The sequence below is a fragment of the Nocardioides sp. Z50_6 genome (assembly GCF_058215755.1).
Genome location: NZ_JBZAJB010000002.1, coordinates 399,778 through 415,791 on the forward strand (window position 1 = coordinate 399,778; position 16,014 = coordinate 415,791).

The 16,014-nt window shown below is 73.1% G+C and carries 16 protein-coding genes; 7 read left to right on the forward strand and 9 right to left on the reverse strand.

Going from position 1 to position 16,014, the window contains the following annotated elements; translation table 11 throughout:
• Positions 1–4: 4 nt before the first annotated feature.
• Genes AC4BGE_RS06580 through AC4BGE_RS06590 form a run of 3 tightly spaced genes read left to right on the forward strand, consistent with a single transcriptional unit; the run spans position 5 to position 2,027 of the window.
• On the forward strand, positions 5–325 hold the full coding sequence (locus AC4BGE_RS06580; protein ID WP_490572491.1) for a DUF6457 domain-containing protein: 321 nt from the start codon (positions 5–7) through the stop codon (positions 323–325).
• A gap of 24 nt (positions 326–349) precedes the next feature.
• Positions 350–1,339, forward strand: a complete 990-nt coding sequence (locus AC4BGE_RS06585; protein ID WP_490574738.1) for an NAD(P)H-quinone oxidoreductase — start codon at positions 350–352, stop codon at positions 1,337–1,339.
• A gap of 22 nt (positions 1,340–1,361) precedes the next feature.
• Positions 1,362–2,027, forward strand: a complete 666-nt coding sequence (locus AC4BGE_RS06590) for a bacterial proteasome activator family protein (RefSeq protein WP_490572489.1) — start codon at positions 1,362–1,364, stop codon at positions 2,025–2,027.
• Positions 2,028–2,166: 139 nt separating this feature from the next.
• Here the strand turns inward: AC4BGE_RS06590 and AC4BGE_RS06595 are convergent, their stop codons facing one another.
• The 4 genes from AC4BGE_RS06595 to serS are packed head-to-tail and all read right to left on the reverse strand — an operon-like array spanning position 2,167 to position 5,786.
• On the reverse strand, positions 2,167–2,745 hold the full coding sequence (locus AC4BGE_RS06595) for a hypothetical protein (protein WP_490574739.1): 579 nt from the start codon (positions 2,743–2,745) through the stop codon (positions 2,167–2,169).
• Between the two features lie 26 nt (positions 2,746–2,771).
• The gene (locus AC4BGE_RS06600) at positions 2,772–3,629 is read right to left on the reverse strand and encodes an HAD family hydrolase (protein WP_490574740.1); all 858 of its coding nucleotides are present in this window, start codon (positions 3,627–3,629) and stop codon (positions 2,772–2,774) included.
• Positions 3,617–4,504, reverse strand: a complete 888-nt coding sequence (locus AC4BGE_RS06605) for an HAD family hydrolase (protein WP_490574741.1) — start codon at positions 4,502–4,504, stop codon at positions 3,617–3,619. The genes AC4BGE_RS06600 and AC4BGE_RS06605 overlap by 13 nt, the downstream gene beginning before the upstream one ends.
• Positions 4,497–5,786: a serine--tRNA ligase gene (gene serS, locus AC4BGE_RS06610; RefSeq protein ID WP_490572485.1), complete on the reverse strand. Its 1,290-nt coding sequence runs from the start codon at positions 5,784–5,786 to the stop codon at positions 4,497–4,499. The genes AC4BGE_RS06605 and serS overlap by 8 nt, the downstream gene beginning before the upstream one ends.
• Positions 5,787–5,876: 90 nt before the next feature.
• Between serS and AC4BGE_RS06615 the strand changes: the two genes are divergently transcribed.
• A complete protein-coding gene (locus tag AC4BGE_RS06615) occupies positions 5,877–7,451 on the forward strand; it encodes a bifunctional phosphatase PAP2/diacylglycerol kinase family protein (protein ID WP_490572484.1) in 1,575 nt (524 codons plus the stop codon).
• 24 nt (positions 7,452–7,475) lie between these two features.
• Here AC4BGE_RS06615 and AC4BGE_RS06620 read toward each other — a convergent pair whose 3' ends face one another.
• From AC4BGE_RS06620 to AC4BGE_RS06630, 3 genes are all read right to left on the reverse strand, one after another.
• Complete coding sequence (locus AC4BGE_RS06620; protein WP_490574742.1) at positions 7,476–8,072, reverse strand: hypothetical protein; 597 nt, start codon at positions 8,070–8,072, stop codon at positions 7,476–7,478.
• Positions 8,059–8,301 (reverse strand): hypothetical protein, encoded by a 243-nt coding sequence (locus AC4BGE_RS06625; RefSeq protein ID WP_490574743.1) that lies wholly within the window; start codon positions 8,299–8,301, stop codon positions 8,059–8,061. Before AC4BGE_RS06625 ends, AC4BGE_RS06620 begins: the two co-directional genes overlap by 14 nt.
• A 160-nt stretch (positions 8,302–8,461) precedes the next feature.
• Positions 8,462–8,860 (reverse strand): DUF4446 family protein, encoded by a 399-nt coding sequence (locus tag AC4BGE_RS06630; RefSeq protein ID WP_490574744.1) that lies wholly within the window; start codon positions 8,858–8,860, stop codon positions 8,462–8,464.
• Between the two features lie 28 nt (positions 8,861–8,888).
• Here AC4BGE_RS06630 and AC4BGE_RS06635 point away from each other — a divergent pair, with 28 nt between their 5' ends.
• The 3 genes from AC4BGE_RS06635 (at position 8,889) to AC4BGE_RS06645 (ending at position 13,912) form a co-directional block, all read left to right on the forward strand.
• Complete coding sequence (locus AC4BGE_RS06635; RefSeq protein WP_490572480.1) at positions 8,889–9,737, forward strand: prephenate dehydratase; 849 nt, start codon at positions 8,889–8,891, stop codon at positions 9,735–9,737.
• Positions 9,738–9,860: 123 nt separating this feature from the next.
• Entirely contained in the window at positions 9,861–11,828 is a 1,968-nt protein-coding gene (locus AC4BGE_RS06640; protein WP_490572479.1) for an ATP-binding protein, read from the forward strand.
• 155 nt (positions 11,829–11,983) lie between these two features.
• Complete coding sequence (locus AC4BGE_RS06645; RefSeq protein ID WP_490572478.1) at positions 11,984–13,912, forward strand: sensor histidine kinase; 1,929 nt, start codon at positions 11,984–11,986, stop codon at positions 13,910–13,912.
• Positions 13,913–13,919: 7 nt separating this feature from the next.
• Here AC4BGE_RS06645 and AC4BGE_RS06650 read toward each other — a convergent pair whose 3' ends face one another.
• Together AC4BGE_RS06650 and AC4BGE_RS06655 are read right to left on the reverse strand one after the other, a co-directional pair.
• On the reverse strand, positions 13,920–14,927 hold the full coding sequence (locus tag AC4BGE_RS06650) for a hypothetical protein (RefSeq protein ID WP_490574745.1): 1,008 nt from the start codon (positions 14,925–14,927) through the stop codon (positions 13,920–13,922).
• Positions 14,928–15,104: 177 nt separating this feature from the next.
• Entirely contained in the window at positions 15,105–15,863 is a 759-nt protein-coding gene (locus AC4BGE_RS06655) for an alpha/beta fold hydrolase (RefSeq protein ID WP_490572476.1), read from the reverse strand.
• Between the last annotated feature and the right edge of the window lie 151 nt (positions 15,864–16,014).

Here is a 16,014-nt window from a genome sequence, read left to right on the forward strand (position 1 = left end):
ACGGGTGAACCTCCACGACTGGATCGACGAGCTGTGCGACGTCCTCGATCTCGAGCTCGAGGTCGACGAGGCGCTGGTGCTCGACCTGGCCCGCGACGTCGCGCACAACGTGGAGCGCAAGGCCGCCCCGGTGAGCACCTTCATGCTCGGCTACGCCGCCGGGGCCGCGGGGGCGAGCCCGGAGCAGCTGGAGCAGCTGGCCGACCGGGCCCAGGTCCTCGCGCTCAGCTGGGACAGACCGGCCGACGCCGCCGACCCCGACGAGGTCACGCCGCCGGTGCCCGACGACAGCGAGATCGACCACACGGGCGACCGGTTGGACTGAGGCATCGCTGACTAGGGTGGCGCCATGCGAGCCGCCCACATCAGCGCCCCCGGAGGGCCCGAGGTCCTCTCCGTCACCGACGTCCCCGCCCCCGTGGCCGGGCCCGGCGAGGTGCTCCTCGAGGTGGTGGCCACCGCCGTCAACAAGGCCGACACCCTGCAGCGCCAGGGGCACTACCCGGTGCCGCCGGGCGCCTCGGAGATCCTGGGTCTGGAGTGCAGCGGTCGCATCGCGGCCCTGGGCGAGGGCGTGACCGGGTGGTCGGTGGGCGACGAGGCGTGCGCCCTGCTGGTCGGCGGCGGCTACGCCGAGCAGGTGGCGGTGCCCGTGGGCCAGCTCATGCCGGTGCCCGACGGGGTCGACCTGGTCACTGCGGCCGCCCTGCCGGAGGTGGCCTGCACGGTGTGGTCCAACGTCTTCATGACCGCCGGCCTCCAGGCCGGCGAGACCTTCCTGGTGCACGGCGGCGCCGGCGGCATCGGCACCTTCGCCATCCAGCTGGCCTCCGCGTTCGGGGCCAAGGTGGTCACGACCGCGGGATCGGCCGAGAAGCTCGCCGTCTGCGCCGAGCTGGGGGCCGACGTGACCGTCAACTACCGCGAGGAGGACTTCGTCGAGGTGACGCGCCAGGCCACCGGCGGCCGTGGTGCCGACGTGGTCCTGGACAACATGGGCGCCAAGTACCTGGCCCGCAACGTGGACGTGCTGGCCCCGGACGGCCGCCTGGTGGTGATCGGCATGCAGGGCGGGACCAAGGCCGAGCTCGACCTCGGCAGGCTGCTGCGCAAGCGGGCCTCGGTGACCGCCACCGCGCTGCGCGGCCGCCCGCTGGACCAGAAGGCGGCGATCTGCCGCGAGGTGGTCGAGCAGGTGTGGCCGCTGGTCGCCGACGGGCAGGTCAAGCCGGTGGTGCACACCACCCTCCCGCTGGAGGAGCTCGGCGCCGCGCACGCCCTGATGGACGGGAGCGGGCACGTCGGCAAGATCCTGCTCACGGTGGGCGACCCGGGCTAGGTGCACGACCTAGGCTAGAAGAATGACTGAGCGCACCCCGGCCCCCGAGGCCGACCCCGCAGCCCCGAAGACCACTCCGGGGCCGGAGGTCCCCGAGGGCCACGTGCTGGTCCTCGGGCCCGACGGCGAGCCCGTCGGCAGCGTCCCCGCCGAGATGGTCGCCCAGGCGGTGGAGTCCCAGGAGTCCGACGCCGAGCGCGAGGAGCGTGGCCTCACCGAGCTGGTCGAGCAGCCCGCCAAGGTGCTGCGGATCGGCAGCATGATCCGCCAGCTCCTGGACGAGGTGAAGGCCGCCCCGCTCGACGAGGCGAGCCGGGCCCGGCTCAAGGACATCCACCGCGCCTCCATCAAGGAGCTGGAGACCGGCCTGGCGCCCGAGCTGATCGAGGAGCTCGAGCGGATCGCGCTGCCGTTCACCGAGGAGGAGACACCGTCGGAGAGCGAGCTGCGGATCGCCCAGGCCCAGCTCGTGGGCTGGCTCGAGGGGCTCTTCCACGGCATCCAGACCGCGATCTACGCCCAGCAGATGGTCAGCCGCGCCCAGCTCGAGCAGATGCGCCGGGCGCTGCCGCCCGGCATCGCGGGCCAGCCCGGCGGACCCGGCCTCGGCGCGACGGGTCAGCCCGCCGTCCAGCCCACCGCCGCCCGCGAAGAGGGCGGCGCCAGCTCCGGCGGCATGTACCTCTGACCGCTCCGGACCTCTGACCTGACCCGACCTCCGCCGTCGCCGTACGCCGTCGCCGTACGCCGTCGCCGTCCGCGCCCGCGGGACGTCATCACGAGCGGTCGCCCGTGGAGCCACCCCCGATGACGTCCGGGGAGCCGGCTCAGTGAGGGCGGCCGACGCGAGCGACGACGGCGAGCCCGAGCAGCCCGAGCAGCACCAGCGCGGCCCCCGGAGCGACCAGCCGGGCGAGCTCGGGCGGCTCCGAGGTCTCGATCCGGGTCCGGGTGGCCTCGGTCGGTGTCGGCGCGGCCAGTCGGGTGCCGATACCGAGGAGCCGCTGGACGCGCTCCATCACCGCGGTGCTGGCCGGGGCCGACCCGGAGCAGCTGCTGGTGGTGCCGTCGGCGGTCAGGAAGAGCCAGTTCTCCTCGGGCTGCACCGGGCCGATCCCGCAGGCGGCCTCGCCGAGGGCCGAGGCGACCTGCACCTCGGCGGTGTCCAGCCGGCCCTTGAAGACACGTGAGGCGACCACGTCATAGATCACGTCGTTGCCCGACGGGGTGCCCTCCGCGGCGACCCGGCCCAGGAAGACGGTGTCGGCCCGCTTGATCTGCTGCTTGAACGACAGGGGGGCGCAGCTGCACGCGGAGGCCGGGGTGGCGGTCGCCAGCAGGCCGACCAGGACGAGGGGGCCGGCCAGCAGGAGCGCGAGGAGCGGGCGCAGGGCACGGGCGAACATGGCCCGAAGACTAGCCTTCGTGCGGCTCACGGGTTCAAGCCCGCCAGCCCGAAGATCTCCGCCAGGGTGCGTGCGACGCCCTCGTCGTCGTGGCGCGGCGCGACGTGGTGGGCCAGCTCCAGCACCGTGGGATGGGCGTTGCCCATCGCGTAGGAGGTGCCCGCCCACTCCAGCAGCGGCAGGTCGTTGGGCATGTCGCCGAAGGCGACCACCTCGGCCGGGGCCACCCCCAGCTCGGCGCAGAGCTCGGCGAGCGTGGAGGCCTTGGTGACGCCGGCCGCGCTCATCTCCACCAGGGCGCCGACCGACGACCAGGTGGTGGTCACCTCCGTCCCGACGGCCTCCTCCACGACGTCCCAGAACTCCTGGGGGGCCAGCTCCTCGTGCCGGGCCAGCAGCTTGACCACGGCGCCGTCGGAGATCTCCTCCAGGGGCCCGCGGGGCACCCGCGGCCCCCGGCGGTCGTCACGGTGGTTGAGGAACCCCTCCTCGAGCGCGAAGCCCGTGGTGCTCTCCACCGCGAACGTCGTACCCGGGACCTCGGTGCGCAGCGTGCGGCCGACGTCCAGGAGCACCTCACGGGGGATCGACCGTGCCTTGCGCACCGAGTGGCTCGGTACGTCGTACACGATGCCGCCGTTGCTGCAGATGGCCAGGCCGTGGCCACCGACCGCCTCCCAGAGCGTCTCCATCCAGCGCATCGGCCGCCCGGTCACGAAGACCACCGGCACGCCCATCTCGTCGAGCGCCGTGATCACCTCGCGGGTGCGGGCGGTGACCGCGCCGGCGGAGTCCAGCAGGGTCCCGTCGAGGTCGGTGGCGACCAGACGGGGCCGGGGCGGCGTGGCGTCCCCCGCGGCCCCGTCGCCGGTCAGGACGACCACGTCCCCTGCCGGGCGGCGACCGGGGGGAACCAGCGGTTGATCTCGACCGCGGCACCGTTGTCGTGGACGGTCTCGGTCACGGCGTCGGCGGCGGCCCGGACCTCCTCGACGGCCTGGCCCATCGCCACCCCGCGGCCCGCCCAGGCGAGCATCTCGATGTCGTTGCGGCCGTCGCCGATCGCGAGCACGTCGGCGGGGTCGATGCCCAACCGGTCGCAGACGTGCTGGAGCCCGGAGGCCTTGGAGATGCCCACCGGCGAGAGGTCCATCCAGGCCGTCCAGCCGACCACGTAGTCGGTGCCGTGCAGCCCGAGGCGGGCGGCCAGCTCGACGAAGTCCTCGGCGGTGGCCTCGGGGTCGCGGACCACCACGCGGCTGACCGGCTCGCCGACGATCTCCTCGACGGAGGTGATCAGCTGCTCGCCGGTGAGCTCGCCCTCGGGGAAGACCATGCTGACCCGGTAGCCGCCGATGCCGCGCTCCTCGACCGCCACCAGGGCGTCGGGGTGGTGCTCGAGCACGGCGGCCACCGCGGGCGCGGCGTCGAAGGTCTCCTCGTGGACGACCTCCATCGGCGGGTAGCGCAGGATCACCGCGCCGTTGGAGGCGACGATCCACAGCCGGTCGTCGGGGTCGCCGCCGGGGCCCTCGACCGGCAGGTCCAGCAGGTCGGCGATCGGGACCATGGCGTGCGGCGACCGGCCGCTGGCCAGCACGATGTGGGCGCCCGCGGCGCGCGCCCGGTGGACGGCGTCGTAGATCTCGGGCCGGATGGTCTCGTAGACCTGGCCCGACCCCTCGACCCAGGCCAGCAGCGTGCCGTCGATGTCGAGGGCGACCATCTTCGGCTGCCAGTCGGCGTCCTTCTCAGGCACCGTGCCCCCCGGTCACGACCGGCTCCAGCACCTCGCGGCCCATCCACTTCTGCAGCGCCTTCGGCACCCGGACCGAGCCGTCGGCCTGCTGGTGGGTCTCCAGGACGGCGACGATGGCCCGGGTCACCGCGGTGAGGGTGCCGTTGAGGGTGGCCACCGGGACGGTGCCCGACTCGCCGCGGGTGCGGATCTCGAGGCGGCGGGACTGGAAGTCGGTGCAGTTGGAGGTGGAGGTGAGCTCGCGGTACTTGCCCTGGGTGGGGATCCACGCCTCGCAGTCGAACTTGCGCAGCGCGCTCGCGCCGAGGTCGCCCGCGGCGATGTCAACCACCTGGTAGGCGAGCTCGAGCTTGTCGAGGAACGCCTTCTCCCAGCCCAGCAGCCGGGCGTGCTCGGCCTCGGCGTCCTCCAGCGTGGTGTAGACGAACATCTCGACCTTGTCGAACCAGTGCACCCGGATGATGCCCTTGGTGTCCTTGCCGTGCGAGCCGGCCTCCTTGCGGAAGCACGGGCTGAACGCCGCGTAGCGCCGGGGCAGCGACTCGGCGTCGAGGATCTCCTCGGAGTGGTACGCCGCCATCGCGACCTCCGAGGTGCCGACGAGGTAGAGGTCCTCGCCCTCGATCCGGTAGACGTCGTCGGCCGCCTGGCCGAGGAAGCCGGTGCCCTCCATCGCGGCCGGCTTGACCAGGGACGGCGCGATCACCTGGGTGAAGCCCGCCTCGCGGGCCTGCTCCATCGCCATGTTGACCAGCGCCAGCTCCAGCTCGGCGCCCACGCCGGTGAGGAAGTAGAAGCGCGACCCGCTGACCTTGGCGCCCCGCTCGAGGTCGATCGCCCCGAGGAGCCGGCCGAGCTCGATGTGGTCGCGCGGCTCGAAGCCCTCCGCGGCGAAGTCGCGCGGCGTCCCGACCGTCTCGATGACGACGGAGTCGTCCTCCCCGCCCTCGGGGGTCTGGTCGTGGACCAGGTTGGGCATGGCCCGGATGGCCTCCTGCCAGGCCTGCTCGGCGGCGCCCTGAGCGGCCTCCGCGGCCTTGACCTCGGCGGCGAGCTCCTTGGTGCGCGCGAGGAGCCGCTGCTTCTCCTCGCCCTGGGCCTGGGCGATCAGCTTGCCCTGCTGCTTCTGCTCGCCGCGCTTCTGCTCGAAGAGGACGATCGCCTCGCGGCGCGCCGCGTCGGCGGCCACCGCGCGGTCGACCAGGTCGGTGGGGGCGCCGCGCTTGGTCAGGGAGGCGCGCACACGGTCGGGGTCGTCACGGAGCAGGCGCGGATCGATCATGGGGTCAGGTTATCCGCCGGGCCGACAACGACCTCGGTGGCGGGCGCCGCGAGGCGACCCCGACGGGCTCGGGGAGGCATACTCACCTGCGTGCTGGATCGATCTCGCGGGAGCCACCTCGCCCGGGCCGCCGCGTGCGCGGCCGTCTTCGTCGTACTCGCGGTCCTGGTGACCTGGGACCGCGCGCCCCTCGAGGGCTTCGACACCTGGGGCCGCGAGGCCGAGGACTGGGCCGACGAGTACGGCTGGCTCCACCAGCTGCTGCTGTGGATCGAGGACGGCTTCAACACCATCGGCATGACCGTCCTCACGGTGCTCGTCGCCGGCCTGCTGCTGCTCAAGCGGCACCCGCGGGCCGCCGCCTTCGTCGCCGGGACGATGCTGGTCACCGCCCTGGTCACCAGCGGCCTCAAGCTCCTGCTGAGCAGGGCCCGGCCCGACTGGCAGGAGACGGTGGGCCTGCACGACACCCACTCCTTCCCCTCGGGGCACGCCTCCTCCATCGCGGCGTTCACCCTGCTGCTGTGGGTGCTGGCCTCGGTCTTCGTGCGCCGCGCCAACATGCGCCGCGCGGCTGCGCTGGGGCTGGTCGCGCTGTGGCTCGTGGTGGTCCTCGACCGGGTGCTGCTCGGCCGTCACTTCCCCAGCGACGTGATCGCCGGCAGCCTGGTCGGGATCACGGTCGTGCTGGTCGGCATGACGCTCGTCGACCCCCGGCCCCGCAGCATCGCGGAGACCAGCGAGCCGCTGCAGGAGGTCTACGTCTCGGAGCGACGGCTGGCGGTCGTGCTCAACCCGATCAAGGTCGAGGACATCGGGCAGTTCCGCCACCTGGTCGCCTCGATGGCCCAGGAGTCCGGCTGGCAGGAGCCGACCTGGCACTACACCACCGTGGAGGACCCGGGCACCGGGATGGCCGCCAAGGCCGCGGCGGCCGGCGTCGACCTGGTCCTCGTCTGCGGCGGCGACGGCACCGTCCGCGAGGTCTGCGCCGAACTGGCCGGCACCGGCGTCCCCGTCGGGATCATCCCGGCCGGCACGGGCAACCTGCTGGCCCGCAACCTCGACATCCCGCTCTACCTGAGGTCGGCGATCGACGTGGGGCTCAACGGGCAGGACCGGGCCATCGACATGGTCCGCGTCAGCGGCGACGGCATCGAGGACACCCACTTCATGGTGATGGCGGGGATGGGCTTCGACGCCGCCATCATGGAGGGGGTCAACGAGGACATCAAGAAGCGGATCGGCTGGGTCGCCTACGTGTTCTCCGGCCTGAAGTCGCTGATGTTCCCCGCCTACCGCATCGAGATCTCCGTCGACGGAGCCGAGTTCACCACGCACCGGGCGCGCACCGTGGTGGTCGGGAACGTCGGCTACCTGCAGGCCGGGATGCCCCTGCTGCCCGACGCCGCCATCGACGACGGCCTCCTGGACGTCGTCATCCTGCACCCCAAGCGCTTCCTCTCCTGGGTGCCCCTGGCGTGGCGGGTGATGGCGCGGAGCTCGCGCGTCGACGACACGATCGACCGGCTCACCGGCGCCACCGTGACGCTGCGCGCGACCGCGGAGACGCCGCGCCAGCTCGACGGCGACTCCATCGGGCTCGGCAAGGAGCTGACGATGGAGTGCATCCCGGGCCGGCTGCTGGTCCGGGTCCCCCGCTGACCGACGTGGCGACCAGCCCGGTGGTCACCGGGCGCCGGTGACCTCATCGCCGGCCTGGGCGGCGGCGCCCCGGTCGGCCGGGATCCCGGTGTCGCGGACGAGGTAGATCCACGGGAAGGCGAGCACCGCGACCTCCCAGCCGTCACGCTCGAAGCTCGAGGGACGGCGGGTCCAGACGACCCGGCGGTGCTCCCACTGCGTGGGGGTCCGCCGTACCCGGTGCTTGAGCATCCCGGCTCCGACGGTGCGCCAGCCGAGGCGACCGGCGATCTCCAGCTCGGCCATCTCGTCGAACGCCGTGATCGGGGCCAGCCAGCGCTCCTCGCCCACCGCGTCGCCGGGCTCCGTCGGGTCTGAGCCGCTGTCGGGCTCGCCGAAGCGCTGCTGGGCGGCCTGCCGGCTCATCCCGAGCTCGGCGCCCAGCGCCGCCCAGCTGTGCCCGGCCGCGCGAGCCGCGGCGACGGACTGGCGCAGCAGCGCCCGGACCTCGGTCTCCGCCTGGGCGGTCCGGCGCACGATGGCGAGGTGGTCCTGCTCCTGGTCCGCAGGCGGCAGACCGTCCAGGATGGCTGCCCCGAGAGCCTCGGCGAGGTCGCGGGGGCCCTGCTCAGCTGTCGCCATCACGACTCGGCAGCCAGGTCTGGGCCCGGCCCTTGGGCTGGCGCCACAGGAGACCCACCATGTAGACGCCACTGAGGATCAGGGCGACCCCGGCTCCCTGGCCCATGCCGCCGAGGAAGCCGTCGAACCTGTTGCCGATCGTCGCCAGGGCGATGCCGATCATGACGAGGACGAGCGAGCCCCCTGACAGTCCACCCTTGAGGGCGGTTCTCTTCTCGGATGCGTTCATGCGTCAAGATTAAGTTGACACCTGGGCGGTGTCAATCATTTCTTGACATTTCTGACCCGTGGGCTGGGACTTGCTGACAATTACTTCCGCTTCTTGACCGTTGCAACGGTCAGGAAGTGCTGGTTTCACCGGGGCCCCGGTGAAACCAGCAGGCGGGAGCTCAGGCCTTGGCGTGCGCCACGGCCTCCTCCTCCTCGGGGGAGAGCTGCTGCTCGCTGGCCCAGGTGGAGATCGTCTTGGCGTAGGTGCGGGCCTCGCTGCGGCCGTGGATGGTGGTCAGCACCACCCCGTCACCGGCGTCGTCGAGCAGGGCCACCGACCAGGAGAGGTGGCCGCCGACGTCGCCGAAGGCGTCGTACCGGACGACGGCCAGGTGGCGCAGCGCGCCGCGGGTGGCCTCCTGCAGGGCCGCGACCTCGCGCCGCAGCCCGCCGACGTCCTCGGGCAGCGGTGCGGCACCGGCCCGCGGTCGCAACGACGCCGTCCGCCGCAGGGCGACGACGGAGAAGACGACCGAGACGACGGCCAGGACCAGGGCGGGGACCACGACGAACCACACGCCCCGCACCCTATGGGACCATCGCTGCGTGAGCCGTCCCCCACGCCCCCGCATCGCCTACCAGGGCGAGCCGGGCGCCAACTCCCACATCGTCTGCGCGCAGCACTACCCCGACTGGGAGGCGGTGCCGTGCGCCTCCTTCGAGGACGTCTTCGCCGCCGTCGAGGGCGGGGACGCCGACCTCGCGATGATCCCGATCGACAACTCGCTGGCCGGGCGGGTGGCCGACATCCACCACTTCCTGCCCGCCTCGAGCCTGCACATCATCGGCGAGCACTTCCTGCGCATCGTCTTCAACCTGGTCGCCGTCGAGGGCGCGACCCTGGAGACCATCCGCACCGTCCACAGCCACGTGCACGCCCTGGGGCAGTGCCGCCGGGTGATCCGGGAGCTCGGCCTGACCCCGGTCATCTCGGGCGACACCGCCGGGGCCGCCCGCGAGGTGGCCGAGGCGGGCGACGTCACCCAGGCGGCGCTCGCACCCCCGCTGGCAGCGGAGATCTACGGCCTCCAGGTGCTGCGCACCGACGTCGAGGACGAGGCCCACAACACCACCCGGTTCGTGGTGCTCTCCCGCGACCTGGTGGAGGCCCCCGCCGGCAACGGGCCGGTGGTGACCAGCTTCATCTTCAACGTGCGCAACCTGCCGGCGGCGCTCTACAAGGCTCTCGGCGGCTTCGCCACCAACGGGGTCAACATGACCAAGCTGGAGAGCTACATGGTGGGCGGCGAGTTCGCCGCCACCCAGTTCCTCGCCGAGGTCGACGGGCACCCCGCCGACCCGGCGGTGGCCCGCGCCCTGGAGGAGCTGGCCTTCTTCACCACCGAGATCAAGGTGCTCGGCGTCTACCCCGCCTCCCCCGACCGGGCCCGCTGAGCCCAGGCCCACGGCGGGTTTGCCGCAATTTCGTCCTGCGCGGGCCCCCGCTGTGGCAGGCTTCGGCGCGGTGACATGCGGCCGCAGGACGGCTCGCAGCGCCGGTCGTACTCGGAGGGACCCATGGCGGGCGCTCAGATCGTCGCTTGGAGCGTGCTGGCGTACTCCGCCCTGCCGCTCGGCTACGCCCTGCGCCGCTGGCACGTCCAGTTCCTGCTCCTCTACACCCACCTCGCCGCACTGCTGGCCTTCGGGGCGATCCTCGGCGGCCTCTACGAGGTGCGCCTGGCCGACGGCCTGGTGCTGGTGCCCGGCGAGATCTCCTTCGCCGGCTTCCTCTTCACCGTGATGATCACCGTGGTGGTCGGGCGCGACCTCCAGGTGGTGCGCAACATCGTCGCCCTCACCGCCGTGGTCGGGGCGCTCGGCCTGGCCTTCTTCACCATCGCCCGCCGGGCGCTCGAGGCCTCCCCGCCCGGCTCCTCCGAGGTCGACATCACCCTGCCCGGCCAGAGCACGGGCGACGCGCTGGTCTTCCTGGTCTTCGTCGTGCTCGAGCTGCTGCTCCTGCTCAACCTGCTCGAGCTCGCCAAGCGCCGCCTGCCCGGCTACCTGATGCCGGCGGTCTACCCGCTGGCCTTCGTCGTGGTGCTGCTGACCCACGGCGTGCTGACCTCCCTGATCTCCGGCCAGTCGGCGGTCGGCGACCTGCTCGACAAGCTGGTCCTGGCGACGTTCTTCCTGCCCTCGCTCCTGGTCTTCGTGGCGCTCTACCGCGGCCCGGTCTCGGCGTTCGAGGCCCGGCCCCTGCACCTGCGCCACCTCACCTCCACCTCGCGCAACCCCCTCCTCGACGAGCTGGAGAGCAAGGTCCACGAGCTCGACGAGCAGCGCTCCCTGACGCTGGCGAGCGCCGCCTCGATCGGCCGGATCAACGCCACCGTCGAGCGGATCCTCGACTCGGCGACCAACACGATCCTGATCGCGCTCGACGAGGAGCTGCGGATCACCCACTTCAACGCCGGCGCCCAGGCGCTGCTCGGCTGGACCCCTACCGAGGTCTGCGGGCAGGGCCTGGAGGTGCTGCTGCCGGCGGAGGAGATCGTCCGGCACGCCTCCGCGCTGGGCACCGGGCCCGACCTGGCCCAGGTGCTCCGGGTGCAGATGGCGGTCGACGCGCGGCGCGACTGGCTGATGCTCGCCCGCGACGAGGCCTGCCCCACCATCTCGATGAGCGTGAGCGAGGTGAAGGTCGACGGGCAGCTGGTCGGGCACATCCTGGCCGGGGAGGACGTCACCTCCCGGCTCCGGGTGGAGACCGCGATGATGACCGCGCTGACCCGCGAGCACGACGCCCTGGTGCGCCTCCAGGAGGCGGACCGGGTCAAGCACGAGCTGGTCTCCACCGTCAGCCACGAGCTGCGTACGCCGATCGCGAGCATCACCGGCTACACCGAGATGCTCCACGACGGGGCCTACGGGGCGCTCAGCAAGGACCAGGTCGCCGCCCTGGACCGGGTGCTGCGCAACACCTCGCGGCTCGAGCAGCTCGTCGACGACCTGCTCGTCCTGGAGCGGGTCGAGCAGGCGCCCCTGCCGCTGACCTGCGAGCCCGTCGACCTGTGCGACGTCGTCCGCGGGACCCAGGCGATCGTTGCCGAGATGGTCCGCGGCCGGGACCTGAAGTTCAACGTCTCGCTGCCCGCCAACCCCGTCGTCCTCGACGGGGACCCCGCCGCCCTGGAGCGGCTGGTGATCAACCTCCTCAGCAACGCCGTGAAGTTCACGCCGGGCCGCGGAACCGTCACCCTGCGGGTCACCTCCCACTCGGGCCAGGCGTGGCTCACCGTGGCCGACACCGGCCTGGGGGTCCCCGAGGCCGACCAGCAACACGTCTTCGCCCGCTTCTTCCGCAGCAACCAGGCCAACGAGCTCGCCATCCCCGGCTCCGGGCTGGGCCTGAGCATCGTGCAGGCCGTGGTGGCCGGCCACGGCGGCGAGGTCACGCTCGCCTCGGCCCCCGGGGAGGGTACGACGGTGACCGTCAGCCTCCCGCTCGACACCGCCGCCGGAGCCGTCCGCGCCGGCTGAGCCCCCCGAGAGCGGGGGGCGCGGGCCGGCCCCCGCCGCTGGTCTGGACCGGGGGGTGGCCGATCGGCTCACTTGTCGTCATTCCGGGGACGCTGCCAGCCCCGTCCCTCTACGTTCCTCCCGGATAGACCCGGATCCAGACTCAGAAGGTTGCCATGGAAGGGCCCGAACTCTTCGTCGCGTGTGTCGCGGCCTACACCATCGCGCCGCTCGTCCTCGCGATCCGCCAGACCGTCTTCCAGTTCGTCCTGCTGTACGCCTACATCGCGACGGTGGCGGCGGTCTCCGGCCTCGTCAGCCTCTCCTACCGGATCCCGCTCTCGGGCTCGCTCAGCGTCACCTCCGGGGAGATCGCCTATGCCGGGCTGCTCTTCGCGGTGCTGGTCACCGTGGTGGCGGGGCGTGACCTCCAGGTCGTGCGCAACGTGGTGGTGCTGACCTTCGGGGTGCACGCGCTGCTGCTCATCGTCCACGTGCTCGACGGGGCCGCGCAGAACCGCCCGGACATCCTCGACGCCCGGCCGATCCCCTCCGAGCTGGCCTCGGGCCCGCCGTTCGCGATGCTCCTGGCCGGGCTGCTGCTGGCGGGCGAGATCGTCCTCCTGGTCAGCCTGCTCGAGCTGTGCAAGCGGCGGCTGCCCTCCCTGGCGATGGTCCTGGTCTATCCCGCGGCGATGGCCGTCACCCTGGTTCTCGACGGGCTCCTCCACCCCCTGGTGGTCCCGCGGGACGGTGTTCCCCTGTGGGACGAGATCCAGCAGGCGACCGGGTCCCGGCTGCTGCTGGCCTGGGGCCTGATCATGCCGATCTTCATCTTCGTCGCGCTCTACCGGCGCCTGGTGCTGGCCTTCGAGAACGAGCCGCTCAAGCTGGACGCCCTGGGCCGCCTCTCCCGCGACGAGCTGCTGCTGGGCCGGGCCACCGCGACCGTCGAGCGGATCCTCGACGCGGCGGTCAACACCATCCTGATCGCGCTCGACACCGACCTGCGGATCACCCACTTCAACGTCGGCGCGGAGCAGCTGCTCGGCTACACCTCCGACGAGATGCGCGGCCGCACCACCGCGCTGCTCGTCGACCGGGACGAGGGCCTGCGCCACGCCATGGCCCTGGGCACCGGCAGCGCCGACGTCCACGTGCTCACCCACGCCCAGATCAGCCACGGCGGCCGCCGCGAGTGGGAGCTGGTCGACAAGGACGGGCAGGCCCACATCGTGTCGCTGAGCATCAGCGAGATCGTCGCCGGCGGCCGGGTCGTCGGCTACCTGGCCGCCGGCGAGGACGTCACCAGCCGGGTGCGCAGCGAGCGCGCCATGCTGCAGGCGATGTCGCGCGAGCACACCGCCTCGCTGGCGCTGCAGGAGGCCGAGGGGGTCAAGCACGAGCTGGTCTCCACGGTCAGCCACGAGCTGCGGACCCCCATCACCAGCATCACCGGCTACACCGAGCTGCTCGAGGAGGGCGTCTTCGGCGAGCTCAACGACAAGCAGGCCAACGCCCTGCGGCGCGTCATCCGCAACACCGAGCGGCTGGAGAGCCTGGTCGAGGACCTGCTGGTGCTCGAGCGCGCCGAGTCGGGCCTGCTCCAGCTCGACCTGACCCACATCGACCTGCGCAAGGTCGTGCACGACGTCGAGGACATGCTCACCGAGATGGTCCGCGGTCGCGACCTGGAGCTCCGCCTCGAGCTGGGTCAGGGGCCGATCCACGTGCGGGGCGACCACTCGGCCCTGGAGCGGGTGGTGCTCAACCTGGTCAGCAACGCGGTCAAGTTCACCCCCGCGGGCGGCCGGATCACCGTCGAGGCCTATGCCCGCGACGACAGCGCCGGCCTGCTGGTCTCCGACACCGGGGTGGGCATCTCAGCCGAGGACCAGGAGCGGCTCTTCGAGCGCTTCTTCCGCACCCACGAGTCCTACAAGAAGGCGGTGCCCGGCACCGGTCTCGGCCTCTCCATCGTGCAGGCGATCGTCGCCGGCCACGACGGCAAGGTCACCGTGATGTCGGCGCCCGGCCGGGGCACCACGTTCGCGGTCTCGATCCCGCTCGACCTGCAGTTCACCCGCTTCGGCATCTCGGCCTGAGCGAGCCTCACTCGCGCCCGCAGGCCTCCTGGGCGAAGTCGAGGGCGGCCGCCGCGCCGCGGTCCGACATCCGTACGACGACCTCGCCCGGCTCGCCGTCCAGCCGCAGCCGGACCCGGAAGGCGGTGGCCCCGCCGGACTCCGCGAACGCGTGGCCGTCGCAGCGCGCCGGCCTCACCGGCAGGGCCAGCTCGACGGGCTCGCCGTCGCTGACCACGGTGACCTCGGGCCGCCAGAACGGCTCCCCGACCGGGGTGAGCACCGGCGTCCCGGCCACGGTACGCAGCACCACCCGCCCGCCCGGCCGCCCCGACGGGGTGACCCGCAGCGTGAGCGTGCCGACCCGCTCGGCCGCCTCGCCGACAGTGCTGTCAGGGGTGCTGTCGGCGGTGCTGGGGACGGTGTCGGCGAAGGAGAGGGTGACCGCCCGCTCGAGCTCGAGCTCGAAGCAACGGGCGGCGACGTGCCTGGCCACCACGTCGGCCTCGTCCTCGACGGCCACCCGCAGCCGCCTGTCGCCGAACCGGACCTCCACGACCGGAGCCGGCCCGGCGCCCGGACGCGCCGTCGCGCAGCGCGGCCGGTCGGGCAGGGCGAGCAGGAACCCGCGCTCGGTCCCGGCGGGGATGCGACGAAGGCGCTGCCCCGGCAGGGGCAGGGGGTAGCGGGGGTCGAGGTAGGAGACCCGGGTCGGGAGCACCGGCCGGTCGAGCCCGTTGCCGACCCACACCTGGAACTGGCCGGCCGCGACGTCGCGCGAGGACTGCCGCAGGTCGGCGACGAGCCGGCCCTCGGGAGGGTCGTCGTCGACCGCCGGCATCGGCGGCAGGGTGCGGATCGACGGGCTGGCCGTGTCGCCGGCTGACGGAGGCTGCTCGGCCGGTGACCGGCCTGGACCTTGGCTGCAGGCCGCGGCGCCCGCCGGCAGCAGCAGGCAGGCGGTCAGCGCGAGGGCAGCACGCCGCGGGCTCGCCGCCGCGCGTGCCCCGCGGCTCAGCCCGGCTCCAGTGCCCATCGGCGCTGCTGGTCTGGTGCGCTCATCCGGCTCCCCGTGGTCGCTCCCGCCAGTGTGCCGCAGCCGGCCCCGGCGCGCAGCAGACGGCTGCGGGCCACTGTCTGGCGCGCACCGGTCGTCCACGGGCTCGGCGGAGCGCGCGACCCGGAAGCGGTCGGCAGCGTTCGGCAGGAGCGGTCAGCCGGTCCGGCCGACGCGGATCGTGGTGGCCCGCGCCTCGGTGGCGAGAGCCGCGAGCAGCACCACGCCGAGCTCCTCGGGGTGGGTCAGCTGGGGCCAGTGGCTGCTCGGCAGGTCGACCCAGGTGACGTCGCGGAGCAGCGCCAGGTCGTCGGAGCCCGGCCGGGCGCGCATCAGGTCGTGCCTCAGCGCCGAGGTGGGCCGGGTGGTCGCCACGACGGTGACCGGCACGTCGAGCCGGCGCGGGTCGGCCAGCTCCTGGGGCTGGGTGAGCACCCCCTCGGGCGACGGGACGGCGCGCGCCCGGATCGCCGTCCGGGTCTCGTCGTCGAGACCGGTCGCCATCCCCTCCGGGAGCTCCCACCACTCCGGCATCGGGACCTCCCCGCGGACGCCGGGCAGGGCCGGACCGGTCCGCCCGTCGCTGCGCGGCGTGCCGGCGACGTAGACGACCCGGGAGACCAGCCCGGGGCGGGCGTCGACCGCCGCGTACGCCGCCGCCCCGCCCTCGGCGTGGGCGACCAGGGCGATGCCGCCGCCCCGAAGACCGCCGTGCTGCGAGGCCAGGCGGTCGACCCGGGAGACCAGGTCGTCGACGTGGTGACGCAGCGTGATCCGGGAGCGGTCCAGCCGGCGAGCGCCCATCCCCGGCGGGGTCACCGGGTGCGGGCGGTGGCCCGCCGCCTCGAGGACCGGGACGACCCGGTCCCAGGAGGCCCCGTCCAGCCACAGGCCGGGAACCAGGATGACGTGCATGGTCGGGAATCTAGGTCCGCGCAGCCGGTTCCGAGGCCCGAACGGCGACCCCGTGACCGTTCGGTCACCCGGGGTGGTCACCGCGGGCCCCTAAGGTCCCGGGTGCTCCTCACGGACGGCCTCCCGGACGGCCTCCCGGACGGCCTCCCGG

Excerpts from the sequence above, each read along its gene's own strand:
- AC4BGE_RS06595 (WP_490574739.1), bottom strand. The coding sequence starts at position 2,745 with ATGTTCGCCCGTGCCCTGCGCCCGCTCCTCGCGCTCCTGCTGGCCGGC.
- AC4BGE_RS06655 (WP_490572476.1), bottom strand. The coding sequence starts at position 15,863 with ATGCACGTCATCCTGGTTCCCGGCCTGTGGCTGGACGGGGCCTCCTGG.
- AC4BGE_RS06640 (WP_490572479.1), top strand. The coding sequence starts at position 9,861 with ATGGCGGGCGCTCAGATCGTCGCTTGGAGCGTGCTGGCGTACTCCGCC.
- AC4BGE_RS06620 (WP_490574742.1), bottom strand. The coding sequence starts at position 8,072 with ATGGCGACAGCTGAGCAGGGCCCCCGCGACCTCGCCGAGGCTCTCGGG.
- serS (WP_490572485.1), bottom strand. The coding sequence starts at position 5,786 with ATGATCGATCCGCGCCTGCTCCGTGACGACCCCGACCGTGTGCGCGCC.
- AC4BGE_RS06585 (WP_490574738.1), top strand. The coding sequence starts at position 350 with ATGCGAGCCGCCCACATCAGCGCCCCCGGAGGGCCCGAGGTCCTCTCC.
- AC4BGE_RS06645 (WP_490572478.1), top strand. The coding sequence starts at position 11,984 with ATGGAAGGGCCCGAACTCTTCGTCGCGTGTGTCGCGGCCTACACCATC.
- AC4BGE_RS06625 (WP_490574743.1), bottom strand. The coding sequence starts at position 8,301 with ATGAACGCATCCGAGAAGAGAACCGCCCTCAAGGGTGGACTGTCAGGG.
- AC4BGE_RS06650 (WP_490574745.1), bottom strand. The coding sequence starts at position 14,927 with ATGGGCACTGGAGCCGGGCTGAGCCGCGGGGCACGCGCGGCGGCGAGC.
- AC4BGE_RS06590 (WP_490572489.1), top strand. The coding sequence starts at position 1,362 with ATGACTGAGCGCACCCCGGCCCCCGAGGCCGACCCCGCAGCCCCGAAG.